Below are 24,710 nucleotides of genomic sequence, written 5' to 3' on the forward strand. Positions count from 1 at the left end.
AAAGGACGGCAGTTGCGAAAGTATTTGGGTCAGTCCAGCTGTTTTTCTTTGAGGAACTGCGCGACCAGGTCAGCGATCTGCACGTTGTTCAGATCCGACATGGGGAAATGGGTATTGCCGTGAATGCCAATCTCCGGCAGGTGTATCAGTCGCACATCACCGCCATGGCGATTGACCGCGTCACGCCAGAGCCGGGCCATTTTCAGGCGTGCGCGCCAACTGTCCTGAGCGGGCAGATCGACTGCCTGTTCCGGGATGTTGTCGCCGTACAGGATCAGAATCGGAATGCGCGTCAGTGCCATGAATTGCTCCATCGGCACCGCTGCGCCTTGCACCGTGTCGAACGCGCTGGGGATCGGCGCCGGCACTTCACCGTCAGCAAACACGAAACTGCTGCCCGGTTCGAAAGCCACGATGGCTTTGACCTTGTCGTTCTTGATCGCCGTCAACCAGCCCGGCCCGCCGCCCTGAGAATGGGTAAACAGGATGCCGGGGCCGATTTTGTCGAACAGCGCCGACACACCATCGGAGACCACGCCCATGTCAAACGGCCCGGTGTTCGGTGTCATAGCCCTGAAAAACTGCTCGCGGGTCTGGGCGTCCTGTGCCACTTGCACGCCGTTGAAGTAGCGGGGCCAAAGGCCGATACGGAACTGGTTGAACCACAGTTGTTCGTCCGGCACAGGCTTGATGGTAGTCTCGACCATGCTGCGCCCGGCATCACCACGCCGGGGTTGATCGATCAGATAGACGCCGTAGTGGCGGCGCAGAAAGATGTTCTGAAAACCCTCGCGACCATCGGCGGTGGTTTCCCAGGTCTTGGAAAACTGACCTGCGCCGTGCCACATGACGATGGGCAGTTTTCGCGCGTCCACCGGGATTTGATAGAAGGCGTAGGCGTGGTCACCGTGGTAGGTCTGACCGTTGGGCGTCATCGGTTGGCGCGGGTTGAAGGTGCCCGGTGCCGTGGTCATCGTTCCGCCGGCGGCGAAGCTGCCTTGTTTCTGGATCAGCAGCGGGCCTTCGGAGTGGTTCGCGCAGGCCGCCAACAGGCTCAACAGCATGACGCTCAGCAGACGTTTTGCAGTTCTCATGTCACTTCCTCGACGCCGCGAGGGCTTGGACCAGCGCTGCGTTGGCCCGCTCGGCAGTCTGTGCATCGCCATGCTTTTTCAGCAGTTCGGTGACTAGGTGCAACTGTGCTGCGCTGAGCCCGACGCGCAGGCTCGCCGCCATGTGCGAGCGCAACTGAGGCTCGACCCCCGGCGTCGCTGCCAGCGCTCCGACAGTCGCCAATTCGCGACTTTGCCAGTCGAGGTTGTCGCGCTCGAAGATGTCGCCGAACAGGTGCGTTTGCAGGAACTGGTTGATCACTGGGGCGAACTCGAACACCGGGCCTTTGACCGGGGCGCCGGAGATTTTCGTTTGATTCGCCGTACCCGCTGCCAATAGCTCATCCCCCACCGGTATCACCCGGCTCGGCTCACGCCCCGGCGCATCGTCAAGGCCGCGTTGTTTGCGCGCCTGCACCACGGTCATCAATTCATTCAAGGCGTTGAGGCTGCGCGGGAAGCCGACGTAGGCGTAGAGCTGCACGAGGACTTCGCGGGTTTCGCTAATGGTCAGGCCGGCATCAAGCCCTTGGTTGAGCGCCGTGTTGAGGTTGGGCATGTCGCTGGTCGCCATGAACGCCGCGATCAGTGGAATGGCTTGTTGCTGGCTCGACAAGCGGGCTGCGCTGGCGGGTGTGCTGGTCATGGTGGGCGAAGCCTCGGCTGCTTGAGTGGTGACGCTGAACATCGCCCCGACGCTCAGGCAGAGCGCCATGAGTGTGGGGAGGGCAGTGCGGTTGCGGGTGTCAGTGATCATCGTGAAGGGCTCCATCCATTGCGGGGCGCTGCGGTGTTGCTGGATCGTAAGGAGGATGGTTGTGGCGATTAACCCCGAAATAGCGCATGGACTCATGAGCAGAACTCATGAGTCGACGTGCGATAACCGCTGGAATCCCGGTGCGGGCAGGTTGTTACGGGGCATTGAGGTTACGTGGCGGTTCGCCGCGAACGTGCCGGTCGAGCAGCTTCGACACATTCCGTAACTTTATTGGCCGGCGTATTGCGCCTCCGAGACCTGCTCCGCCCAGGTGACGGTCTTGCCATCCTCGGCTTCAGCGATGGCGATGTGGGTCATGCCGTTGCTGGCCGTGGCGCCGTGCCAGTGACGGGTGTTCGGTGGAATCCAGACAGTGTCGCCCGGATGGATCTCCTGACGCGCGCCACCCTCTTGCTGCACATAGCCGACGCCGGCAGTGACGATCAGCGTTTGTCCCAGCGGATGGGTGTGCCACGCCGTGCGTGCGCCGGGTTCGAAGGTCACCGTGCCGCCACCGATGCGCGCGGGCGCTTCACCTTTGAACAGGCCATCGACGCGTACAGAGCCGGTAAAGTTTTCCGCTGCGCCCTTGATCGAAGGCTGGGATCCGTTCGGCGTAACGCGGATTTCGCTGGCGGCCTGGGACTCTGCCGCCATCAGTGACAAAGCAACGAGTGGCGCAATCAATCGGTTCATCGGATGAGTTCTCCGGTCAGACAGAGAAAGCGACGCCGCACATGGCGCCGCGTCGGGCAGACTCAGAGTCCGGTCATTTTCAGTGCCGACCCCGGCAGACGTTCGCCGTGCACCCGAATCTGTGCCATCTGTTCGTTGATCACGCGCAGATCGTCGCCGTTCAATTGCAGCTCGACCGCGCCCAGGTTTTCTTCCAGGCGATGCTGTTTGGTCGTGCCCGGTATCGGCACAATCCACGGTTTCTGTGCGAGCAACCAGGCCAGTGCCACTTGCGCCGGCGTGGCGTGTTTGCGTTGCGCGACGGCTTTCACCACATCGACCAACGCCAGATTGGCCCTGCGCGCTTCAGGGGAAAAGCGCGGGACGAAATTGCGGAAATCGCTCGCGTCGAACTGCGTGTTCTCGTCGATCTGACCGGTGAGGAAACCGGCGCCCAGCGGGCTGAACGGTACGAAGCCGATCCGCAGTTCTTCCAGCACGGCTAGCAGTTCCAGCTCCGGGCCACGCCAGAACAGCGAATATTCGCTTTGCACCGCCGTGACCGGTTGCACCGCGTGGGCCCGGCGAATGGTTTCCACACCCGCTTCAGAAAGGCCGAAATGCTTGACCTTGCCCTCGGCGATCAGATCCTTGACGGTGCCGGCCACGTCTTCGATGGGCACCTGGGGATCAACGCGGTGCTGATAAAACAGGTCGATGCAATCGGTGCGCAGACGCTTCAACGCCGCTTCGGCCACGGCGCGTATATGCTCCGGGCGGCTGTTGGTGCCGCCGCCACGTGCGCCGGTGATCAGGTCGATATCGAAACCGAACTTGGTGGCGATGACGACCTGCTCGCGGATCGGCTGCAAGGCCTCCCCCAGCAGCTCTTCATTGGCGAACGGGCCATACGCTTCGGCGGTGTCGAACAAGGTGACGCCTTGCTCGTGGGCCGAACGAATCAGCTTGATCATGCTGGCTTGGTCGGCTGCCGGCCCGTAGGCCGACGTCATGCTCATGCAGCCAAGACCCAAGGCGGACACTTCCAGGCCATTACCCAACGTGCGGATTTTCATGGAGTTACTCCGTACAGAATTCGATTAGTGCGTGAGAGGGTGATCTTTCAGCCAGCCGTTCACGCGTTCCATGGTCTTGCGCTCCTGCTCACCCTCCATCACAAAACCTTCCAGCACTTTGGCCTTCGGCGCATGCTTGACCAGCACACGGCGGCTGTTGCCCAGGCCATATCCACCATGGGTGTTGAAGGGGATGAGGGTCTTGCCGGTCAGATCGTGGGCGCTGAGGAATGCGCGCACGATCGGCGGGGCGGTTTCACCCCAGATCGGAAAGCCGAGATAGATCGTGTCGTAGTCGCTGAGGGCGTGAACCGTGTTTTGCAGCTCGGGTTCGAAGCCACTGTCACGTTCCTGGCGCGCCTGTTCCACGGTTTGCAGATAGTCCTCGGGGTAGGCGTGGGCGGGGCGAATCTCGAACAGATCGGCACCCAGTCCACGCTGGATCAGCCCGGCGACCACGCGGGTATTGCCCGAGCGCGAGAAATACGCGACCAGAATCCGCGAGCCCGAACGCGGTGTTTCACTGGCGCCTTGCGCGTCGGCGAGCGACAGCAGCGGGGCGCTGGCCAGTGCGGCGATGACCGTGCGCCGCAGCGGATCGTGATCGGTACTCATCGACCGACGCGCGCCTTGAGAGCCTCGGGATAGCGCTCGCCTTCGATGCGGATCTGCGCCAGCGCGGTATCAATGGCCTTGAGTTCGGCAGCGTCGAGGGTGATGTTCGCGCCGCCGAGGTTTTCTTCCAGGCGATGCAGTTTGGTCGTGCCCGGAATCGGCACAATCCACGGTGCCTGCGCGAGCAGCCAGGCCAGCGCGATCTGGGCCGGTGTCGCTTGTTTCTGCGCAGCAATCTGACGGATCAACACCACCAGACCCTGATTTGCCTGCAGCGCCGACTGGCTGAAACGCGGGACGATGCTGCGGAAGTCGTCACTGCCATAAGTGGAATCGGCCGACACCGTGCCGGTGAGAAAGCCTTTACCCAATGGACTGAACGGTACGAAGCCGATGCCCAGCTCCCAAAGGGTCGGCAGGATTTCCAGCTCAGGCTCGCGCCACCACAGCGAGTATTCGCTTTGCAGCGCCGTGACCGGCTGTACCGCATGGGCGCGACGAATGGTTTGCGCGCCTGCCTCCGACAGGCCGAAGTGCTTGACCTTTCCTTCGCTAATCAGGTCTTTCACCGCCCCGGCAACGTCCTCAATCGGCACGTCCGGATCGACGCGGTGTTGGTAGAGCAAATCGATGTAATCGGTCTTCAGTCGACGCAACGAACCCTCGACGGCTATTCGAATACGTTCGGGCCGGCTGTCCAGAGCCTGTTTTGTATTGTCGGTGCCGACGGCGAAGCCGAATTTTGTAGCGATCACAACCTGGTCGCGAACTGGCGCCAGCGCCTCGCCGACTACTTGCTCATTGATATAGGGGCCGTAGAATTCGGCGGTATCGAAGAACGTGACGCCTCGTTCAACGGCTGAGCGGATCAGTGCGATGGCTTGCTCGGTATCCGTGGCCGGGCCATAGCCATGGCTCAGACCCATGCAGCCGAGGCCGAGGGCGGATACTTCGAGTGAACTGTTGCCGAGTGTGCGTTTGTGCATGTTGATCTCCCGTTGGGCGTGGGGAGACAGTAAGCGCGCTAACGACTGAGGACTAGACGGGTAAATCGGCAAGGCTTCATGAGGTTTGCTCATCAGTCCCGGAAGAGGGGCGGTGGCGACTGTCGAATGAAGGCTTGCCTCACGGTAGGCCATCACCGCTCGTACACAAAAAATCTGACACTCTCTTGATCGTTCGCTTTTGGCTGTTCTCTGCCGATCAAGGTTACAGCCTGTGATGGTCAGCTGCGCCGGCGGTATACTGGAGGGATTGCAATATACCCCGCGCCTCGCGCCCAGGCAGACCAGGGACGGTTGAATGATCCGCATCAGAACCAATTTGGCTCCTCGATGGAATCGGCAGATCCGAGAAGCCACCACGCCTCTGACAGTGCTGTCCCCCTACATCACAGAAAACAGCACGCTTAAGCTCTTGGCCAACAAGCAAGCAACGTTTTACACACGGTTCGAGGTAAGGGACTTCGTCTGTATGGCGTCAACAATCGCTGCCTTCAAGCTGTTGCTCATCAACAAGTGCACGATTTACGAGGTGAAGGACCTTCATGCGAAAGTCATCATGGACGAGGCTGACTTCGTCACACTTGGCAGCCAGAACCTTACCTTCAGGGGGGCCTCGAAAAATAAGGAGTTGAGTGTTTGTTTCGATAACAGTAAAGCCAATTCTTGTGAGCGAGTTCGGAGCGTGGTCAATGATTGGATTGACGACCCGGATCTGGAATTGATCGACTGGGCCAGGGTGTTGCGGATGGAGAAGGATGTTCGCTTAGCCAAAAAGGCTTTCGAAGAATTCAACGAAGCGATGTCCAAGATTCAGGGTAAAGCCGATACCTACCAAGCCAAGCGAGTCCAGGTTGCTCGGGATCAGCAGGAACAAGAGAGAGCTGCACGAAAGGCTAAGAACCTAGCTGCAATTGGTGCTGCCGTTCGGTCTGGCGCACCTTCCGGCACGAAATACACCGGAACAGTAAAGCCATCTGAGGGCTCTGCACGACTGAAATTTGATGCGAAGGTTGACCTGCTCCAGTGGACCAGGAAGAACGGCATCGTGCTCCCCCGGATGATTAAGTCGAGCCGTTGCCTATGCGTGCTCAATCAACAGAAGGTCGGCTGGGCAAGGCTTGCGAGCCAACAAATCACGAAATTCGCTCAAAGCATGACCATTGGTGGGATTCTGCCTAAACCGTTCGATCGGGTGGATGTGACACTCTCCGTCACCCCAAAAGATCTTGCTCGGGCGCCTTCCGACACGACTCTTGTTGCCATCTTGAAGAACGAGAACGGGACCGAACTGTGCATGGTCCCGGTTCTCTACTCAATCGACGAGATCAGCGTTCTCGACACGCTAGGACCCAAGCGAAAGCCGTCGGGTAAAAAGCTCAAGCCAATCGAGCAGCTCAGAACCGATCTGAAGAGGTGGATTGATAGCAATAGGGCTGACTTTGAAAGCCTACTGAGCCGCCACATCACCAGTACTACCCCTCTGAAGAAACGGCTCGATGGGGTCAACGCGGATGTGTTTTTTGAGGGAATGGATACGGTGGTCGATGTGACAATGGTCTTTAAAGGGCGCAACGGTACAAAGCCCATTCTTGTCGCGACCACCAGAAGCTGAAATCCCACACCTGCCTGACATCAGTGGAGTGTCCGTTTGGAGTCGAAAACGGCGTTTCGTAATGGCGGCAAATGGCCTGAAACCGCTATTGAGCGCAGCATGAGCGGCGACTTACTCAACTAAAGCGGCATCGTCGTCGCTGAGCCGCCGTAGATGCCTACAGCGCCTCGGCGATCAGTCGATTGAGCTAGTTGAGTAGCCTGGACAGCGTCCGGTTTCAGCTAGACGGCACCTCCCGATCCATCAACTTACCCATCAACAGCACCCCCAACTCACTGAGTTGATGAATAGCCAACGCCACATCACGGTCTTTCCCGCTCAGCTCGTCCGACAGATCAAGCAGCAACGCGCTGACCGAGGCAAAGGTTTCATAGCTATTGGTAATCAGACTTTCACTGCTGGCATCAGCAGCCACACTGAACAGCGCACCCGACGGCGGGGCGGTTTTGGCGGAGGAGGGATTGAGATAGTGATCCAAGGCACGTTGCGCGGCTTGGTTGAGTTTCAAATCGGGAGATCCCGGAGGATTCGGCGTTACCTTGAACATATCAGTAGTTTTCCTGAGCAGGGCCCTCACCACGTCGCTACTAAACGAAATGGGGTGGCGGCTGTACGCAGGTTAGTAGACCGGGGAAACTACAAAAGCCGGCGCGTCCGAAGACGCCCTGCGCACAGCCACCATCAAGCACAGACAAGAAGGTCTGATAGATGCTGCTTATGCACTTGCAGTTAACCTCGGGCTACTAAACCCGATCACTGAGTTTTCAGCGACCGAGCAACCTTAGAGACGCCCACCCAGGTGCACAAGCCGGCGGATTCTGACGCAACTGTAGGCAATGGAGCAAGGTGCGGTGCTCACTGCCTCCAGCCACGGGACTGAATTCAATCAGTCCCGTTTTCCTCGATTAAGCAGGCTGGGCCGCCAGGCTATTACTCACCTTGCGCCCCAACACCAGCACCGTCACAAACCCGGCACCCACCAACGCGGTCGCCAAACTCAACAGCACCGACGTCCCCATCTTGTCGACGATCTGCCCGCCAAAGAACGAGCCCACGGCAATGATCACCTGAAACAACGCGACGAACAGCGGCATGCCACGTTCCACATCCTTGGGCGCCACCACGAACATCCAGATGCTTGCGCAGGCCGGGAAGGCACCGAAAGCAAAGCCCCACAGTGCGATCAGCATTACTGCGCCGCTCATGCCGGTGGCGAAGTAGGGGAACAGGGCGGTGCTGGTGCCGATCATCAGCGCGACCAGCAGCAAGGTGTGGCGCACGCTGCGGTTGGCGGCGAAGCCGGCGAAGACGTTGCCCATTACGCCGGCCACGCCGTAGAGCAGCAGCAGGGAGCCGATGGTCGGGCCGTCGAAGCCGGAGCTGTTTTTGAAGAACGGCGCGACGTAGGTGTACGCGGCAAAGTGCGCCAGGCCGATCAGCAATACGGCGATCAAGCCGACCCGTGCTTGTGGGTTGATGAACAGGGCCGGCAGGTCGGCGATGCGAATGGCTTTTTCCGGTTCGAGACGGGGCAGCAGGAACATCTGTGCCAGCAGTACCGGTATGCCCACCAGTGCGGTGACGAGGAAGGTCATGCGCCAGCCCATCAGGCCGCTCAGCCAGGTGCCGACGGGTACGCCGAGCACGGTGGCCAGGGTCACGCCCATCATGATGATCGAGGTGGCTTTCGCGACGCCCACGCCCTTGGGCGCCAGGCGGCCGCTGAGGGCGATGGCGGTGGCCCAAAAGCCGCCGATGCTGATGCCCAGCAGTACGCGGCCGAACAGCAGCAGGCTGAAGTCGCTGGCGTAGGCCACCACCATGTTGGCGATGATCATGATCAGGGTCAGGCCGATCAGCAGGTAGCGACGGTCCATGGCGCCAATGCCCACCGACAGCAACGGGGCGGCGAGGGCGGCCATGATGCCGGGCAGGGTGACCATCAGCCCGGCGTGGCCGGCGCTGATGCCGAGGTCGGCGGCGACGTCGTTGAGTACGCCTACCGGCAGGAACTCGCTGGTGACCAGGGCGAAGGCGCCTACGGCAACGGAAAGAATCGCCAGCCACTGCTGCAGGACGGTTTGTTGATTATGTTCGGGGAGGCCGCTAGGGGCCCGGCTTGCGCTTGGCATGGTGTTGGGTTCCGGGAGGAGATTTCGCCTGCGGGCAGACGGGAGGGAGAAAGTGGAGGCGATTATAGGAATCGGTTTTGGTAAGCCAATAGGCGACCGGTTCGATAGTAATCATCAGTCTCGTTGATAAGACTGCCTGCGTAGAGCGTTCTCTTCCGTGTAGACCCTCTCGATTGCCCATGGCCCGACTCCGCGCGTAATCCGGCCCGATCCCGCGCGCCAGAAAAAATCCCCCGCTGCATCCTGAGCCTCGGCATGTCGGTTTTGCTTACGTGCCGAAGCGTTTCAAGGCCGATCAAACAATAATAAAGAGGTGTTTATGCCCGTGCTTCATCGCCCTTCATCCCTGGTTGAACGCAGCGCGCTTCATGTGTTGGTGTGTGCGTCGACACTTGCGCTGTCGTTAATCGCCTGCGCGGCCACCCCGGATCCCGCGAAGCCTTATCCTCATGTACAGGAACCGATTGGCGACGTGCAGGCCATCTATGACGGCAGGCTCAGCGAGGACTTGGCGGTCACTACCTTCCGTAATACCGACCGATTGTTCCCGACGCGCACGATCAAGGCGGGCGGCCATCCGTTCCCGTTACCCCGCAGCAGCCAGCCACTCGGGCCGGTTGCCTTTGACTACAAAGGCAAGCATTACAGCCTCGATGACTACGTGGCGATCAACCGGGTAACCGGGCTGTTGGTGCTCAAGGACGGCAAGATCGTCGATGAGCGTTATGAAAAAGGCAACACCGCCGACACCCGGTGGATGTCGATGTCGGTGGCCAAGTCCATCACCTCGACGCTGGTGGGCGCGGCGCTGCAGGACGGCGCCATCAAGAGCCTGGATGACAAGGTCACCCGTTATTTACCCGCGTTGGCCGGTAGCGGTTACGACCAGGTCACCGTGCGCCAGATCCTGTCCATGCGCTCCGGGATCAAGTGGAACGAGCAATACACGGACCCTACCTCGGACGAGCGCCACTTGATCAAACTGCGCAGCGAACAAGTGCCCGGGTCGCTCCTCAAGTTCATGGCCAGCCTGCCCACCGCCGCGCCGCCTGGCACTCGCACCAACTACAGCACCGGTGAAACTCAAGTGTTGGGGCAACTGGTGAGCGCTGCGGTGGGCAAGCCACTGACGCAATACCTGAGCGAGAAGATCTGGGCGCCTTACGGCATGCAAACCGATGCCAAGTGGTGGCTCGACGGCCTCAATGGCAATGAAGTGGGCGGCAGCGGTATCAGCGCGACGCTTGAGGATTACGGGCGTTTTGGGCAGTTCGTGCTTAGCGGTGGCAAGGCCGGTGGGCAGCCAGTGTTGCCTGAAGGCTGGTTGAGTTTTGCCAGCGCGACTACGGGTTCAGATGCGGCGTACGGTGACTTTGCGTCCATGTGGTGGCCAGGTTGGACCGACGCCTCCAAAGCGGATAAAGCCTTTACGGCGGCCGGTACGTTTGGTCAGTACCTCTACATCAATCCGACCAGGAATGTGGTGATTGTGGTGTGGCAGGCGCAGACCAAACCCACGGGTGGCAAGGTGATCGACGATATGTTTGCCTTTGATGCGGTTGCCAAAGCGCTTCAATAACCGCGAAGTACCTGTGGCGAGGAAGCTTGCTCCCGCTGGGGCGCGCAGCGGCCCCAAAAAATGGGCCTGCTGCGCAGTCCAGCGGGAGCAAGCTCCCTCGCCACAGGTTATGGGCTACTCAGGTAGTGTGTATCTCACATAGCCGCCCGCAACGACCGCGGTGAAAGCCCATAATGTGACTTGAACCTCACCGCAAACCGCGACGCCGACGCATACCCGCACGCACTGGAAATCTCCCCGATGGAATCCCTGGAGGTTTGCAGCTGTTGCAACGCCGCCCCCAGCCGAACATTTTCCAGGATGGCCCTGAAGCTCGCATCCTCATTGGCCAACTGCCGACGCAACGTCGATTCCCCCAGATTCAACTGCTGCGCGACCGTGGCAACGGTCCAGTCCCTGGACAGGTTGCTGCCGATCAACCGCTGCACGCGTTCACTCAAGGGGTCGTTGCGATCCATCAGCAACGGTCCCGCCTGGCCGGCCAGGCACAGGCAGAGCAACACGGCCTCGCCATAGTGGGTGCACAGGGCCGACGGGGCGCCGGTGCTCAGTGCTGTCAGCAATTGGTCCCAGGCTTGTCGGGTCTGTTTGTCCAGGCGTACGCACAGGTCGGCATGCATGCTGCCCTTGAACTGCGCGCCATACCGGGCAACGAAGTTACGCAACACCGGCACCGGAAACGACACCACGTCAGCGATGTAGTCACCCTGGGCACCGGGAAAATTGGTCACCCCAAGCTCGCGGCCCGCCGGCAGTAGAATCAGGTGCTGTGGGCCAGCGCGCATTTCGCGCTCATCCCACTGCATCAGTTTTTGCCCCTGGCGCACGCGGCAAAGGGCGCTCATGAAGATCGGCACGCGTTGCAGGGTATGGTGTTGCCGGGCCCTGATCACGCAGCTTTCGATGATGCTTTCCCGGTGCCGCAGACCTTCGTGAACATCCATCGTGACTAGCGTCCGTAAGGGGCCGTGATTGTGGCCTTGGCCAAGCTGTTGGCATTGAGCATGTAGCCGACCAGGGCGCCGCTGGATTGATTGTCGATCGGCAGGGTGGCGACTTTCAACGCCCACACGGTGAATTGATAGCGATGCGGTTTATCACCCACGGGCGGGCAGGCGCCGCCGAAGCCGGGTTGGCCGTAGTCCGTGCGGCCTTGCACTGCACCGGCCGGCAGGTGGGTGCCCACATTGCTCGGCAGGCTGGAGACGGTGACGGGCAGGTTCACCACCGTCCAGTGCCACCAGCCGCTGCCGGTCGGGGCGTCGGGATCGTAGACGGTGATGGCGAAGCTTTTGGTGCCCGCCGGGGCGTTGGCCCAGGACAGGGCAGGGGAGGTGTTGCCGCCGCTGCAGCCGAAGCCGTTGAATTCCTGCAGGTGCGTCAGCGGGCGTTGGTCGGCAATGTCCGGGCTGTTGAGTGAGAAGCTGGCGGCGTGTCCGCTGGCGGCCATGATCAGGGTGATCGCGGGGGCAAGTGCTTTGAGTTTCATTGCGGTGGTGTCCAGGCATGGTTTGAGCCTTGATCCTAAACAGCGCGTAGGCACGGCACTGCGCCGAAGCGCTCGATGATTGTGCCGAAACGCTCTGCTCACTAAGGCTGAGCCCTCAGCGTCCGGATGATGAACGCATGCAGGCTATTGACCGCCTTGGACCCGCGGGACGCCCGGCTACGCAGAATCGAAACCTCCATGGGCTCAATGCTGCCCAAACCGTGCTCGTCACCGAGTACCTGAAGCGAATCCTGCACGGTGCATTGGGTAATCGCGGCAATCGCGAGCCCGCCCTCGACGGCGGCCACCTGGCCGGCAAGGCTGGAGCTGTTGTACACCACCTTGAATTCGCGGCCTTGCTGGGTGAGTGCGTTCACCGCATACCGCCGGGCGAGGCTTGCGCTTTCGTAGACGGCGATGGGGATCGGGTCGCGCCGCCACAGTTCGAACTGCGGTGAACCTACCCATACCATGGGCTCCTTGAACAGGAAGGTGCCGCTTTGGGGCGAGTCCCGAGACACCAGCGCCAGGTCAAGATCGCCGCTGCGCAACTGTGGGATCAGCGTGGTCGACTGTTCACAGGTCAGTTCGATTTCCACACCGGCGTAGCGCGGCGAATAGCGTTTGAGCAGCGGCGTGAGGTACCGGGCCGCGTAGTCTTCGGCAACGCCAAGGCGGATGCGCCCGGTCAGCTCTTCACCGTGAAACGCCGCCTGGGTTTCAGCGTGCAGGGCGAGCATGCGCCGGGCGTAGCTCAGCAGCGTCTGGCCATCGGCAGTCAGTTGCAGGTGCCTCGGGCCGCGACTCAAGAGCTGTCGTCCAAGGGCGGCTTCGAGTTTCTTCATCTGCATGCTGACGGCGGACTGCGAGCGGTTGACCTCGTGGGCGGCGCCAGACAACGAGCCGGCATCCACCACGGCCACAAAGCATTTGAGCCAATCGAGTTGCAAATCGCTGGCGGGCATCGCGCTGACCTCTATTCGTTAATCGAATGGCTAAAGCCTGAATTATGCGCTTTTCATGGACGCTTGTTCACCCGCAACATTCTGCCTTGAACCAACACCTTCTGGATCGGATCCATGCCCTTTGATACCTGGTTGCTTTACCTGGTTACCTGCTTCGGCATCTCGGTGGTGCCAGGGCCCAATGCGTTATTGGCGCTGACCCACGGTGCGCTTCACGGCAGCCGCAAAACGCTGTTCACCATCAGCGGCGGCGTGCTCGGTTTTGCGATTGTGCTGGCGCTGTGTGCGTTGGGGTTGGGTGCGCTGATCCAGGCATCGGCCAGTTTGTTCACGGCCTTGAAGGTGGCGGGCGGGCTGTACCTGATCTGGCTGGGCTTCGGGCTGTGGCGGGCGGCACCGGTCAGCCTTGAGGCGAGCGGCACTACCAGCTCGCGGAGCTGGCCGCTGTTCCGCCAGGGGCTGGTATCGGCGATCTCAAACCCCAAGGCCTTGCTGCTGTTCACCGCGTTTATTCCACCGTTCCTGGACCCGCACCGGAGCATCATCGCGCAGACACTCACCATCGCCCTGACCTACGCCGTGGTGGAGTTCATCGTCGAGTACCTGGTGGCCAGCGCCGCGCACCGGGTACGGCCCTGGCTGGCGCGAACCGGGCGCCGATTCAATAAAGTCTGCGGCGGGTTTTTTGTTCTGTTCGGGTTGGCCCTGCCTATCCATGCCTGAGGGCACATCCCCGCGGCTTAGGGATGTTCGATCACCATCACCGCCGTAGTATCCGCCTCAAGTGCTTCGAACACATGGGGCGCATTCGCCAGGTAGCTGATGTAGTCGCCGGCGTGCAGCAGCACAGGCGCACCGGCCGGGCCGATATTCGCGCTGCCGCTGCACAGCAGCACGTGCTCGACGGTGCCGGCAGGGTGGGGCTGAGACAGGCGCGCTTCGCCCGGCTGTACCTTTAGCCGGTAGATATCGCGACGCACGCCCGCCGGGCAATCCGCAAGCAGTGTGGCCGCGTAGTGGCCGGTTTCGGTATAGGTGGTCAGGCCCTCGTTGGCGCGAATTACCCGCAGGTGTTGCTGGGGTTGTTCGAAGAACCGGGTCACCTGCAAGCCCATCGCCGTGGCCAACGACCACAGGGTCTCGATGCTGGGGTTGCCGATGCCGGACTCCAGCTGGGACAAGGTCGACTTCGCCACGCCTGCGCGTTTTGCCAGTTCAGTCAATGAAAGCCCCGCAGCCTGGCGTTCGCGCTTGATCGACAGGGCCAGCAGGTCGATTCGGCTTAGATTGAGATTGTTCGTTATGTCGGTCATTTGTTCTTCAAATCATCCATAAATGGGTTGACGCTTTGTTGCCGGGTGTTCAGCATAGCAATCATTCGTTCATTATAAAAACCGAGTGTCGAATGATCTGGTGCGTGTTCCACCTCTGCGACTATTGGCCGTGGCTGCTCTGGCGGGCGCTCTCCTACGACCTTGAAGGGTGGCGCAGCCTGCTGGTGGCGACGCAGTTGGCGCAGCAACATTGCCGGGGGCTATTCTGCGGGCCGCTATGATTCCTTTTCGCCATCCTTCGGGATCGGGCTATGATCGCCCAATCCGAACCAGACGCTCCCCAGACCTATGCCCGTTGACCTGCAAGCCCTCTATCCCAAACTGATCCACTTGATGCTGGATACGGTGTTCGTGGTCGACAGTGAAAACCAGATCGTGTTTGTGAGTGATGCCTGCGAAGCGCTGCTGGGGTACCGCGCCGAGGAACTGACCGGCACCCTGATCACCCACTACATGCACCCTGAAGACCTGGCCCGCACCCGGGCGTCGATTGTGCGGGTCATGAATGGCAAGCCCCACGTCGACTTCCGCAACCGCTATATCCGCAAGGATGGCAGTGTGGTGCACATTCTGTGGGCGGCCTTCTGGTCCGAGGAAGTGGGGGCGCGGATCGGTGTTGCGCGGGACGTAACCGCCCTGACGCAGGCGGAGGAAGAGCTGCGTTTCCTCGCCCATCACGACCCGTTGACGGCCCTCACCAATCGCTCGCTGTTCAATGACCGGTTGGACGAGGCCCTGCAAGCCGCTCACCACCACAAAAGTCCTCTGGCCTTGCTGTTTCTGGACGTGAATGACTTCAAGGCCATCAATGATGTGCACGGGCATGCCGTGGGCGACCGCGTGCTTTGCGTGATTGCACGACGGTTGGAAGGGTGTGTGCGTGAGAGCGACCTGGTGGCCCGGATGGGCGGGGATGAATTCACCGTGCTGCTGACGGATATTCAATCACCGGAAGCCGTGTCGGCCAAAGTGCAGCAGATAGTTGCGGTGATGACCCAGCCCCTGAGCGCTGAGTTTGGCGCGGTCAAGATGCCGTCCTGCAGTATCGGCGTAGCGTTTTACCCGGCGGATGGAGCAGATGCCGACAGCCTGCTCAGTCACGCGGATGGTGAGATGTACCGGGTTAAAAGGCAGCGGTTTGCAACCGATTAACGCTGCTGGAAAGCAATCTTCAGCCCCAATCCCATGAACAACGTCCCAATGATCTTCCCCTCCCAACGGCGCAGCCTTGAAAGGCCCACCATCCATTGGCTCAACGGACGAATCGCCACCGAAATCAGCGTGGTGTACACCGCACTGAGCCCCGAGAAGATCAACCCCAACACCGCGAACTGCGCCAGGGAAGAACCCGATTCCGGGTGAATAAACTGCGGCAGGAAGGCCAGGAAGAAAATCGCGGTTTTCGGGTTCAGCACTTCGGCACCCACCGCCTGGAAATACGCCTGGGTCGAGGTCACCGTGGGCAGGTCTTTACGCGTGGTTACGCCAGGCTTGGCCATGAAGGCGCGTACGCCCAGGTAGATCAGGTAGCAGGCACCGACGATTTTGACCACGTTGAACGCCACGGCCGAGGTCATCAGGATGGCCGACAGGCCGAGCGCCGCGCACAGCGTATGGATCAGGTCGCCCGAGGCCACCCCCAGCCCGGTGGCAATCCCGACCTTGCGCCCACCCTGGAGGGTGCGGGTGATCACCAGCAGCACGGCTGGGCCGGGAATCAGGAAAAGGCCGATGACCACGGCGACATACGTCAGGATGGGGGCGAGTTCGAACATGCTGTGTTATCTCAATGCCGGATGCGTCCTACAGTAATCCTCATCCCGGGGATTAACGCAATACAGATGAACACCCGCCGGAACCGCCTGGCCTTTTACTTCGCGAACGCGTATGCGCCACCCTGTTCCAGCGCCTTGCGATACGCCGGCCGTTCCTGAAAGCGTTGCACCCACGCCGCCACATTCGGGTAGGCCTGCAGCTTGCCCTGAGCCCGGGCGATTTCGCCGATGAAGCTCATCTGGATATCCGCGCCGGTCAATTCGTCACCCACCAGGTACGGCGTGAGCCCCAGTGCGTTGTCCAGATAACCCAGGTAGTTCGCCACCTCGGATTCGATACGCGGATGCAACGGCGCACCCGCGTCACCCAGGCGCCCGACGTACAGGTTGAGCATCAGTGGCAGCATGGCCGAACCTTCGGCGAAGTGCAGCCATTGCACGTATTCGTCATAGGTTGCAGTGGCCGGATCCGGTTGCAGGCGGCCGTTGCCATGGCGGCGAATCAGGTAGTCGATGATGGCGCCGGACTCGATCACCACGTGGGGACCGTCTTGAATCACCGGTGATTTGCCCAGGGCATTGATCGCCTTGAGTTCAGGGGGCGCGAGGTTGGTTTTCGGGTCGCGCTGGTAGCGCTTGAGCTCGTAGGGCAGGCCGAGTTCTTCGAGCAGCCACAGGATACGTTGCGAACGGGAGTTGTTGAGGTGGTGGACGATGATCATGGTGGCTCCGCTGGGCGAGAATAGAGGCGTATAGGGACAGACCGCGGTGGCGCTGTGGAGTGCCGTGAATTAAATCTGCTTCGATAAAGGCATGAAAGATGGATAATCACGCCGGCAAGCACTGATTACACACCGGATAGAAAACATGAATCGTCAAAAAAAACTACAGCAGCTGTTCAAGGCCAAGGCCAAAAAGGCCAGCGCCAAATTGGCACCGGCCAAAAAGGATAAATACATCAGCAAGGCAGACCGATTGAAGCTGGCTGCCGAGTCCGGTGATGAGCCTGTTGTTACCTCTGAGAGCTGATCCAGAAGGCCTAAGCATTACTTGATAGGGAATCGACGGAAAAACCATGAACACTGCTCAACTCGCGATTCAGCACTACATACTCGCCAAGGACGGCAACCGCCCGCATTTGCTCAGCCGGGCGTTTGTTCCCGAGGCAATCCTGGACATGGTGGTGCGCACCGGGTCCATCTCGTTTCCGCCCCACGTCGAAGGGGTGGGCGGCATCGGCGATGTGCTGGTGAGGCGGTTCGGGCAGACCTTTGAAAACGTCTATACGTTTTGCCTAGGGCAGCCACCGCAGGCGGGGGCCAAAACCTATCAGTGCAAATGGCTGGTGGGCATGTCCGACAAGAACTCCGGCGAAGCCCGGGTTGGGTGCGGGGTGTATGAGTGGCAGTTCAGTGTCGAATCGGGGCTGGTCGAAAGGCTGACGATTACCATCGAGCATATGAAGACACTGCTGGCGTCAGACCTGGGGAGCGTGATGAGCTGGGTGTCCGGCCTGAGTTACCCATGGTGCAGCCCGCAAGCCGCCGTGAGCGAGGCTGCCGATATTGACGGGATTGGAGAGGTGCTCCAGTACCTTGCGGCCTTATGACTCGGTGTTGCACCGTAGATCGAAATCTGCCCGTGCCTGTTCAATCTCCTCCAGGTTGTTTGCCGCCCAGACCCACACGCCACAAAAGGCGGCACCCAGCGTAAAGCCGAGGGTTGTCAGGCTGTATTCAACCTTCGGCGGTACGACGGGGTAGACCTTGCGCACCACCAAGCCGTCCCTCTCCATCCCCCGCAAAGTCTGCGTCAGCATCTTCTGGCTGATGCCGCCGACTCGCTCACTCAGGCGCGTGAAGCGCAGCGGCGTCGTCTCGATCAAGGCTTCAAGAATCAGCATGGTCCATTTGTCTGCAACGCGACCTATCAGGTCGGTCACCAGGGGCGCGATCCGTGGGTCCAGATCCTTCGGGGGTGTTTGCCGGGCATAAAACTGGGCGGCGGCAATCTGCTCGTCGGTAAAGCCAGGGTGTTTGTTCATTCGTTGGACACTCTCTTTGAGGTGCGTATAGATCTTTTGGGTGCCTACTTACTTAAGGCCAGTGTATCCCTCAAGCTCCTTGCGTGTGACCCACCATTGGAGAGTTTCGATGAAGATGACCGGACGAACAGTGCTAGTGACGGGAGGTTCGAGTGGTATCGGGCTTGAGCTTGCCCGCCAGCTTGTGGCACGAGGCAATACCGTGATCGTGACGGGCCGCGATCAGCACAGGCTGGACGAGGCGCGGCAACTGCTGCCGAGCCTGCACACGTTTCAAAGCGACGTGCGCGACCCCGCCAGCATCCAAACGCTGTTTGCGGCAGTCACCGGTCAGTTCCCTGGGCTCGATACGCTGGTGAATAACGCGGGCGTGATGCGCAATATCAAGCTGGCCGGGGAGCGGGCGCTGGAGGACGTGACTGAAGAGATCGAGATCAACCTGAACGGCCCGATCCGGATGATCCAGCAATTTCTTCCCTGGCTGCTCAAGCACCCGCGCGGCCTGATTGTTAACGTCTCGTCCGGGCTGGCGTTTGTGCCGTTTCCGGCGGCGCCCGTCTACAGTGCGTCCAAGTCCGCATTGCACGCTTACACCCAGTGCCTGCGGGCACAGCTTCAGCACAGCGCCGTCACCGTGGTGGAGCTTGCCCCACCCGGCACCGAAACACCTCTGCTCAGGGCCGAGTTCGCGGAAGAAATGAAGAACGAAAAAGGCATGGACCCGGTGCTGATGGTGCAGCACTGCATCCGGCAAATCGAAGCCGGCCAACTGGACATATGCCCGGGGTTGAGCAAGGTGCTGAAGGTAGCCAGCCGGGTTGCGCCTGGCCTGATATTCAAACAGATGACCAAGCTCAGCCGGCTGGCGCCGGTGCGGCCTTCAACATGATCGGACGATTCAATGCGCATCCGCAGTCGGCTGCTTCGGCGGCTGCACCTTGCGCATCAACGGCACCAGCAGCACGGCGACGATGAAGCACACCATGATCATCAGGAATGCGTCCGCATAGGTCAGCGTTTGCGCCTCGCGCCAGGTCAGCGCCCACAGCTGACTCAGCGCGAACTGGCTCGAATCCAGGCTGTTTTGTCCCAGCAACTGGGCATTCCCGGAAAGCTGGTCAAGCCACACATTCATCGATTCGTTCCGGATGTTCAGGTGTTCCGCCAAGCGCAAGAAGTGCAGGTTGGTGCGGTCATTGAGCACCGTGGCGCAGGCGGCGATGCCGATGGCGCCGCCGAGGTTGCGCATCAGGTTGAACAGGCCCGAGGCGAGCTTCAGGCGGTCGGGGGCCAGTGCGCCGAGGGTCAGGGTGACCACCGGCGGCACTGCCATTTGTTGAGCAAACCCGCGTATGGCTTGGGGCAGCAGCAGCTCCTTGGCGCCCCAGTCATGGGTGATGGGGGAGAAGTCCCACATCGACAGGGCGAATAACGACAACCCGAACATCAAAATCCAGCGCAGGTCGAAACGATTGGCCAGCAAGGCGTACACCGGGATCGCCAGCAACTGGAACACCCCCGTGGAAAACACCGCCAGGCCGATATCCAGCGAGCCGTACCCGCGCACCCGCCCGAGAAACAGCGGCGTGAGGTAGATGGTGGCGAAAATGCCGATGCCGGTGATAAATGAAAACAGGCAGCCCAGGGCGAAGTTCCTGTCCCGAAGCGCGCGCAGGTCGACGATCGGCTCCTTGATCTCCAGGCAACGCCAGATAAACAGCCCGCCGCTGATTGCGGCTATCCAGGCCGTGGTCGAGATGGTGCTGTCGCTGAACCAGTTCCAGCGCGGGCCTTCTTCGAGGGTGTATTCCAGGCAGCCGAGAAACACCGCCATCAACGCCATGCCGATATAGTCGGCGCCCTTGAGCAATGACGGGTTGGGGCGGTCGACCTTGACCAGCATCGGCACCGCAAAGGTCACGAAGAGGCCGGGCAGCAGGTTGATGTAGAACAGCCAATGCCAGGAGGAGATGTCGGTGATCCAACCGCCCACGGCCGGGCCCAATGTGGGGGCCAGGGACGCGATGGCGCCGATGGTGGAGGCGGCGATCACCCGCTGCTTGCCGTTGAAGTACATGAACGCGGTGGTGAACACCAACGGAATCATCGAGCCCCCCAGGAACCCCTGCAAGGCGCGAAACGCGATCATGCTCTGGATGTTCCAGGCCATCGCGCACAGCAGGCTGGTCAAGGTGAACCCGGCCGCCGACGCCGCGAACAGCCAGCGCGTGCTCATCACCCGGGAGAGCCAGCCTGACATGGGGATCACGATGATTTCCGCGATCAGGTAGGCGGTCTGCACCCACGCCGTATCGTCCGCGCCGGCAGACAACCCGCCGCCGATGTCCTTGAGGGAGGCGGAGACGATCTGGATGTCGATCAAGGCGATGAACATGCCCACGCACATGGTGGCGAAGGCCGCGACCTTTTGTGCGGTGCTGAGGGCGGGCAACGGGCTGTTCATAGCTGGGCCTTGAGGGCGCTGGCCTGGTCCTCGAACGCCTCATCGGTGTTGACCTTCGCCATCACCGACAGGCCCGGACGCAGGGCGCCGAAGTCGGCGTCATTGCTGTCGAGGCGCACGCGCACCGGCACTCGCTGCACGATCTTGGTGAAGTTGCCGGTGGCGTTTTCCGGCGGCAGCACACTGAATTGCGCCCCGGTGGCAGGGGCCAGGCTCTCGATGTGCCCGTGGAATTCACGGCCGGGGAGGATGTCGGCGCGGATGCTCACGCTTTGCCCGACCTGCAGGCGCCCCAATTGGTCTTCCTTGAAGTTGGCATCCACCCACAATCCTTTCGCGGGCACCACCGAGATCAGTTGGCTGCCGGCCGCGGCGTAGGCACCGACCCGGGCGCGGCGGTTGCCCACGTAACCATCCACCGGCGCCCGCAGTTCGGTATAGCTGATGTTCAATTGCGCCTGGTCGCGTTCGGCCTGGGCCTGTTGCAACGCGGCACGCGCCTGGCCGCGCTGGGTTTCAATCACGTCGATTTGCCGGCGCGCCGCCATCAACCCGGCCTGTGCCCGGGAGTGGTCGGCGCGGGCGGTCTTCCAGACGGCGCTGACCCGCTGTGCGCTTTCAACCGATACGGCCTGGCTGCGCACCAGGTTCTGGTAACGCGTTTGATCGTCGCCGGCCCGTTGTGCTTCGGCATCGGTGGCGTCGATCTGTGCCTTGGCCTGGTTGATCACCGCCAGTTGCAGTTGTTCGGTGGCGTCGAGGTTGGCGAGCGAGGCCTGTTGCGCGGCCACGGCGCCGTCGGCCTTGGCCAGGGCCGTGCGGTAGTCGCGCACATCGATGCGCGCCAGCACGTCGCCGGCCCGTACGAACTGGTTGTCCTGCACCGTCACTTCGCTGATATAGCCCGGCACTTTGGCGCTGATCACCGTCACATCCGCCCCGACATAGGCGTCGTCGGTGTCTTCGATAAACCGGCTGACCAGCCACCAGTGGCTGGCGTACCACACGCCGCCCGCCACGGCCAGGGTCAGCAGCCCCAGGCGCAAAACCTGTTTGCGCCGGGATGGTTGGGTGGGTTCGGGCACAGCGCTGACTGGAGCGTCCATGACGAAATGACCTCGTTGAGTATTAGTGGGGGAAGGGGCTGACCAGCTGGTCTTTTTCGGCGTAGGCCCGGCCGGTTCGTGCGCGCCACAGGGTCAGCGGTTCGGCATCGGCACTGACATGTACGCGGTGGCCCGCACGGGTGATGGGTTTGCCGGTGTTGGCATCCATCAACGCCAGCGCCACCAGGCGCCCGGTGGCCTCATCGGCGAGAAACACCTTGGTCGAGCCCTCGGCATGCCGCGCGCCCCAGGCCATCAGCGTGAGGATGACCTGGCGCAAGTCCCGGCCCGCTTCGGTGAGGTGGTACTCATGGCGCGGCGGGTTGTCCTGGTACGGGCGCCGTTCCAGCAAGCCGCCGGCCACCAACGCATTCAGGCGGCGGGTCAGGGTGTTCGAGGCGATCCCGAGGCTCTGCAGGAACTCGTCGAAACGGCGCAGCCCGTAGAACGCATCACGCAGGATCAACAGGCTCCAACTATCACCGATGTGCTCCAGGGCACGGGCGACCGGGCAGGGCATGAGTTGGAAGCTGGCTTTCTTCATGAGGGGCTCCGGGAACTGTTGCTAAATATTACGCAAGTAATATTGCACAGTGGATTTCATAATGAAAGTCACTAGTTGAAATTTTTTGCAGCGATGGATGGCGGCCAGGCAGACGCAAAAAAGCCCCGGGATTCGGGGCTTTTCAGAGGGGAGGGTGTAGGGGGGCCGTTTGAGCGCGGCTGTCCTTATGCCTGCGCCGGTGCCTGGCAGATACGTGAACCTGTGCGCCGCGAACGCCAGCCGAGCCCCAGCACCATCAGCAAACCCAGGGCCGCCATGATCGCACCAGCCAGCGAAATGGCCGGGTAGCCCAGCCCTGCGTTGATCACTGCTCCCCCCAGCGCCGCGCCAATGGCGTTACCGAAGTTGAACGCACCGATGTTCATCGCCGAGGCCAGGTTGGGTGCATCCTTGGCGGCTTCCATCACGCGCATTTGCAGGGGAGGTACCAGCGCAAAGCTGGCGGCGCCCCACAGCAGGATCGACAAGGCGGCGGGCAGCGGCCATTGCATGAGCACAGAGAAGGCCAGCAGCACGGCAATCAGGACCACGAGCGACGTTATCAGGGTGCGGTCCACCGAACGGTCCGCAGACTTGCCGCCCCAGACGTTGCCGAGGGTCAGGCCGATCCCGAACAGCACGAGCATTGCGGTGACGAAGTTGGTCGAGGCGTGGGTGACATCCCGCAGAATCGGCGCGATATAGGTAAACACCGTGAACATGGCGCTGGACCCCACCACGGTCAACGCCAGCGCTGCCAGTACCGGCCCGCGGCCCAGTACGCGGATTTCGGCCATCAGGCTTCCCCCTTTTGGAGCGGGCGTATTCGGTAGCGCCCACCACAGGGCCACCATCACGAACGCCCCGAGCCCGCTGATGCCCCAGAACGCCGTACGCCAGCCGAAGTTCTCGCCGAACCAGGTTGCCAGGGGCACGCCACCGATGGTCGCCAGGGTCAGCCCGAGGAACATCGCGGCGACGGCCCCCGCGCGTTTGTCGGGCGCCACCACACTCGCTGCCACGATGGAGCCGATGCCGAAGAATGCCCCGTGATTCAGCGATGTCACCAACCGGGCGACCATCAGGGTCTGGTAGTCGGTGGCCAGGGCTGACAGCAGATTACCCAGGGTGAAAATGGCCATCAGGCCCACCAGCAGATAACGGCGCGCCACCCTGGCTGTCGCGAGGGTCATGATCGGGGCGCCGATCAGCACGCCCATGGCATAGGCGCTGACCAGCAGCCCGGCGGCGGGAATGGAAACACCGAGGTCGGCGGCGATCCCGGGCAACATGCCCATGGGGGCAAACTCGGTGACCCCGATGCCGAAGGCGCCGATGGACAGTGCTACAAGGGGGGGATTGATACGCATGGGTGACTCCTCATCTTTGTGTCAAATGCTACAATCACGACTTTTCAGGCGGTAGCCCTCGGCAGGGCACTACAGCTTTGCGTGGAGATCACAAGTGGACATAGGCGGTCGGTCGGGGGAGATGGCGGTGTTCGCCATGGTCGCGGAGCAGGGCAGCCTCTCGGGGGCGGCTCGGGTGCTGGGCCTCACACCGTCATCCATCAGCCGCATCATCACCCGCATCGAGGGGCGCATAGGCACCCGCCTGCTGCTGCGCACCACCCGGGCGATCACGCTCACCGCCGAAGGCGAAGCGTATTTGCGCGGCGCCCGGCGGATCCTGGCGGACATGGCCGAAGTCGAGGATGCGATCACCGACCAGGGCGCGCCACGGGGGCGGCTGAGGGTCAGCGCGGCGCTCGCACACGGGCGGCTGTCGATCGTGCCGCTGGTTGCCGCGTTCAGCGCGCGCTACCCGGCCATCGTGGTTGAGTTGCGGCTGGAGGATGAGGTGGTGGATATCCTGGGCGGGCAAGCGGACGTTGCAATCCGCTTCGGTCAATTGGCCGACAGCCCCTTGACCGCTCGCCTTATCGGCTCCATCGGCGAGGTGATCGTGGCTTCCCCGGACTACCTGGCGCGTCACGGCACGCCGCGGCTGCCGCAGGATTTGCTCAACCACAACTGCCTGCGTTTCAACTTCCGCCGGGCAGCGCCCGACTGGCCGTTTCGCGTGGACGGGCGCGATTTTTCGCTGCAGGTGTCGGGTACGATCGAGGGTAACAGCGGGGAGGTATTGTCCCAGCTGGCCAAGCTGGGTGCCGGCATCGCACGCATTGGCGCATTCAGCGTGGCAGATGACCTGGCCAGCGGTGATCTGGTGCCGTTGCTTGAAGCGTACAACCCCGGAGACCAGGAGCCGATTCACGCGGTGTTCGTCGGCGGCGCGGCGATGCCTGCGCGGGTCAGGGCATTTGTCGACTTTCTGGTGGAACACCACCCGGCGTGACCGCCACTGACACCACGGGCCGCTCCCCCTGACGCAATCCTCTTGAATACTTGCCTAATCCTGCGATCT

The 24,710-nt window shown here is 61.4% G+C and carries 27 protein-coding genes; 8 read left to right on the forward strand and 19 right to left on the reverse strand.

The genetic code is table 11. The annotated features are described in order from the left end of the window. Positions 1–29: 29 nt before the first annotated feature. The 6 genes from HYE77_RS23150 to HYE77_RS23175 all read right to left on the reverse strand — a co-directional run bounded on the left by HYE77_RS23150 (position 30) and on the right by HYE77_RS23175 (position 5,221). On the reverse strand, positions 30–974 hold the full coding sequence (locus HYE77_RS23150) for an alpha/beta fold hydrolase (protein WP_173406085.1): 945 nt from the start codon (positions 972–974) through the stop codon (positions 30–32). Between the two features lie 121 nt (positions 975–1,095). Continuing rightward, a complete protein-coding gene (locus tag HYE77_RS23155) occupies positions 1,096–1,869 on the reverse strand; it encodes a carboxymuconolactone decarboxylase family protein (RefSeq protein WP_003209734.1) in 774 nt (257 codons plus the stop codon). A 228-nt stretch (positions 1,870–2,097) separates the two neighbouring features. After that, positions 2,098–2,565 carry a cupin domain-containing protein gene (locus tag HYE77_RS23160; protein ID WP_008432610.1) on the reverse strand — a complete coding sequence of 156 codons (468 nt, stop codon included), beginning with the start codon at positions 2,563–2,565 and terminating at the stop codon, positions 2,098–2,100. A gap of 62 nt (positions 2,566–2,627) precedes the next feature. After that, a complete protein-coding gene (locus HYE77_RS23165; protein WP_177069456.1) occupies positions 2,628–3,620 on the reverse strand; it encodes an aldo/keto reductase in 993 nt (330 codons plus the stop codon). A 24-nt stretch (positions 3,621–3,644) separates the two neighbouring features. Then, positions 3,645–4,235 (reverse strand): flavodoxin, encoded by a 591-nt coding sequence (locus HYE77_RS23170; RefSeq protein ID WP_102605912.1) that lies wholly within the window; start codon positions 4,233–4,235, stop codon positions 3,645–3,647. Then, positions 4,232–5,221 (reverse strand): aldo/keto reductase, encoded by a 990-nt coding sequence (locus tag HYE77_RS23175; RefSeq protein WP_003209745.1) that lies wholly within the window; start codon positions 5,219–5,221, stop codon positions 4,232–4,234. The genes HYE77_RS23170 and HYE77_RS23175 overlap by 4 nt, the downstream gene beginning before the upstream one ends. A 316-nt stretch (positions 5,222–5,537) precedes the next feature. Between HYE77_RS23175 and HYE77_RS23180 the strand changes: the two genes are divergently transcribed. Continuing rightward, the gene (locus HYE77_RS23180; protein ID WP_102605913.1) at positions 5,538–6,851 is read left to right on the forward strand and encodes a phospholipase D family protein; all 1,314 of its coding nucleotides are present in this window, start codon (positions 5,538–5,540) and stop codon (positions 6,849–6,851) included. A 217-nt stretch (positions 6,852–7,068) separates the two neighbouring features. On the opposite strand, the gene HYE77_RS23185 is transcribed toward HYE77_RS23180, so the two are convergent. Both HYE77_RS23185 and HYE77_RS23190 read right to left on the reverse strand, forming a co-directional pair. Next, complete coding sequence (locus HYE77_RS23185) at positions 7,069–7,398, reverse strand: DUF6124 family protein (RefSeq protein ID WP_032899015.1); 330 nt, start codon at positions 7,396–7,398, stop codon at positions 7,069–7,071. A gap of 358 nt (positions 7,399–7,756) precedes the next feature. Further along, positions 7,757–8,983, reverse strand: coding sequence for an MFS transporter (locus HYE77_RS23190; RefSeq protein ID WP_003209751.1), 1,227 nt, complete (start codon positions 8,981–8,983; stop codon positions 7,757–7,759). Between the two features lie 319 nt (positions 8,984–9,302). Between HYE77_RS23190 and HYE77_RS23195 the strand changes: the two genes are divergently transcribed. Then, positions 9,303–10,562, forward strand: a complete 1,260-nt coding sequence (locus tag HYE77_RS23195; RefSeq protein WP_177069457.1) for a serine hydrolase — start codon at positions 9,303–9,305, stop codon at positions 10,560–10,562. Between the two features lie 134 nt (positions 10,563–10,696). On the opposite strand, the gene HYE77_RS23200 is transcribed toward HYE77_RS23195, so the two are convergent. The 3 genes from HYE77_RS23200 to HYE77_RS23210 all read right to left on the reverse strand — a co-directional run bounded on the left by HYE77_RS23200 (position 10,697) and on the right by HYE77_RS23210 (position 13,016). Further along, on the reverse strand, positions 10,697–11,506 hold the full coding sequence (locus tag HYE77_RS23200; protein ID WP_134326305.1) for an AraC family transcriptional regulator: 810 nt from the start codon (positions 11,504–11,506) through the stop codon (positions 10,697–10,699). A gap of 5 nt (positions 11,507–11,511) precedes the next feature. Next, complete coding sequence (locus HYE77_RS23205; protein ID WP_087694683.1) at positions 11,512–12,051, reverse strand: YbhB/YbcL family Raf kinase inhibitor-like protein; 540 nt, start codon at positions 12,049–12,051, stop codon at positions 11,512–11,514. A 101-nt stretch (positions 12,052–12,152) separates the two neighbouring features. Then, positions 12,153–13,016, reverse strand: coding sequence for a LysR family transcriptional regulator (locus tag HYE77_RS23210; protein ID WP_177019879.1), 864 nt, complete (start codon positions 13,014–13,016; stop codon positions 12,153–12,155). Positions 13,017–13,130: 114 nt separating this feature from the next. Between HYE77_RS23210 and HYE77_RS23215 the strand changes: the two genes are divergently transcribed. Further along, complete coding sequence (locus HYE77_RS23215) at positions 13,131–13,739, forward strand: LysE family translocator (RefSeq protein ID WP_177069458.1); 609 nt, start codon at positions 13,131–13,133, stop codon at positions 13,737–13,739. Positions 13,740–13,756: 17 nt separating this feature from the next. Here HYE77_RS23215 and HYE77_RS23220 read toward each other — a convergent pair whose 3' ends face one another. After that, a complete protein-coding gene (locus HYE77_RS23220) occupies positions 13,757–14,329 on the reverse strand; it encodes a helix-turn-helix domain-containing protein (protein WP_177069459.1) in 573 nt (190 codons plus the stop codon). Between the two features lie 309 nt (positions 14,330–14,638). Here HYE77_RS23220 and HYE77_RS23225 point away from each other — a divergent pair, with 309 nt between their 5' ends. Then, positions 14,639–15,502 (forward strand): sensor domain-containing diguanylate cyclase, encoded by an 864-nt coding sequence (locus tag HYE77_RS23225; RefSeq protein WP_008434731.1) that lies wholly within the window; start codon positions 14,639–14,641, stop codon positions 15,500–15,502. Here the strand turns inward: HYE77_RS23225 and HYE77_RS23230 are convergent. Together HYE77_RS23230 and HYE77_RS23235 are read right to left on the reverse strand one after the other, a co-directional pair. Further along, positions 15,499–16,125 (reverse strand): LysE family translocator, encoded by a 627-nt coding sequence (locus HYE77_RS23230; protein WP_177022092.1) that lies wholly within the window; start codon positions 16,123–16,125, stop codon positions 15,499–15,501. The two genes, HYE77_RS23225 and HYE77_RS23230, sit on opposite strands and share 4 nt — an antisense overlap. Positions 16,126–16,220: 95 nt before the next feature. Further along, entirely contained in the window at positions 16,221–16,847 is a 627-nt protein-coding gene (locus HYE77_RS23235) for a glutathione S-transferase family protein (protein WP_102368774.1), read from the reverse strand. A 145-nt stretch (positions 16,848–16,992) separates the two neighbouring features. Here HYE77_RS23235 and HYE77_RS23240 point away from each other — a divergent pair, with 145 nt between their 5' ends. Both HYE77_RS23240 and HYE77_RS23245 read left to right on the forward strand, forming a co-directional pair. Beyond that, complete coding sequence (locus HYE77_RS23240; protein ID WP_008434728.1) at positions 16,993–17,154, forward strand: DUF2986 domain-containing protein; 162 nt, start codon at positions 16,993–16,995, stop codon at positions 17,152–17,154. Positions 17,155–17,200: 46 nt separating this feature from the next. Next, positions 17,201–17,734 (forward strand): hypothetical protein, encoded by a 534-nt coding sequence (locus tag HYE77_RS23245; protein ID WP_177069460.1) that lies wholly within the window; start codon positions 17,201–17,203, stop codon positions 17,732–17,734. Here the strand turns inward: HYE77_RS23245 and HYE77_RS23250 are convergent. Continuing rightward, positions 17,729–18,169 carry a helix-turn-helix domain-containing protein gene (locus tag HYE77_RS23250; RefSeq protein WP_003215603.1) on the reverse strand — a complete coding sequence of 147 codons (441 nt, stop codon included), beginning with the start codon at positions 18,167–18,169 and terminating at the stop codon, positions 17,729–17,731. The two genes, HYE77_RS23245 and HYE77_RS23250, sit on opposite strands and share 6 nt — an antisense overlap. A gap of 109 nt (positions 18,170–18,278) precedes the next feature. Between HYE77_RS23250 and HYE77_RS23255 the strand changes: the two genes are divergently transcribed. Beyond that, the gene (locus tag HYE77_RS23255) at positions 18,279–19,058 is read left to right on the forward strand and encodes an SDR family oxidoreductase (protein ID WP_177069461.1); all 780 of its coding nucleotides are present in this window, start codon (positions 18,279–18,281) and stop codon (positions 19,056–19,058) included. 9 nt (positions 19,059–19,067) lie between these two features. Here the strand turns inward: HYE77_RS23255 and HYE77_RS23260 are convergent, their stop codons facing one another. From HYE77_RS23260 to HYE77_RS23275, 4 genes are all read right to left on the reverse strand, one after another. Beyond that, positions 19,068–20,633 (reverse strand): DHA2 family efflux MFS transporter permease subunit, encoded by a 1,566-nt coding sequence (locus HYE77_RS23260; protein WP_008434720.1) that lies wholly within the window; start codon positions 20,631–20,633, stop codon positions 19,068–19,070. Beyond that, on the reverse strand, positions 20,630–21,739 hold the full coding sequence (locus HYE77_RS23265; RefSeq protein WP_008434719.1) for an HlyD family secretion protein: 1,110 nt from the start codon (positions 21,737–21,739) through the stop codon (positions 20,630–20,632). The genes HYE77_RS23260 and HYE77_RS23265 overlap by 4 nt, the downstream gene beginning before the upstream one ends. Positions 21,740–21,761: 22 nt before the next feature. After that, a complete protein-coding gene (locus HYE77_RS23270; protein ID WP_177069462.1) occupies positions 21,762–22,283 on the reverse strand; it encodes a helix-turn-helix domain-containing protein in 522 nt (173 codons plus the stop codon). 185 nt (positions 22,284–22,468) lie between these two features. After that, positions 22,469–23,653, reverse strand: coding sequence for an MFS transporter (locus HYE77_RS23275; RefSeq protein WP_177036114.1), 1,185 nt, complete (start codon positions 23,651–23,653; stop codon positions 22,469–22,471). A 94-nt stretch (positions 23,654–23,747) separates the two neighbouring features. Between HYE77_RS23275 and HYE77_RS23280 the strand changes: the two genes are divergently transcribed. Further along, positions 23,748–24,641 carry a LysR family transcriptional regulator gene (locus HYE77_RS23280; RefSeq protein WP_177036115.1) on the forward strand — a complete coding sequence of 298 codons (894 nt, stop codon included), beginning with the start codon at positions 23,748–23,750 and terminating at the stop codon, positions 24,639–24,641. The last annotated feature ends 69 nt before the right edge of the window (positions 24,642–24,710 follow it).

Source organism: Pseudomonas sp. IPO3774, assembly GCF_013386835.1.
Taxonomy (GTDB): domain Bacteria; phylum Pseudomonadota; class Gammaproteobacteria; order Pseudomonadales; family Pseudomonadaceae; genus Aquipseudomonas.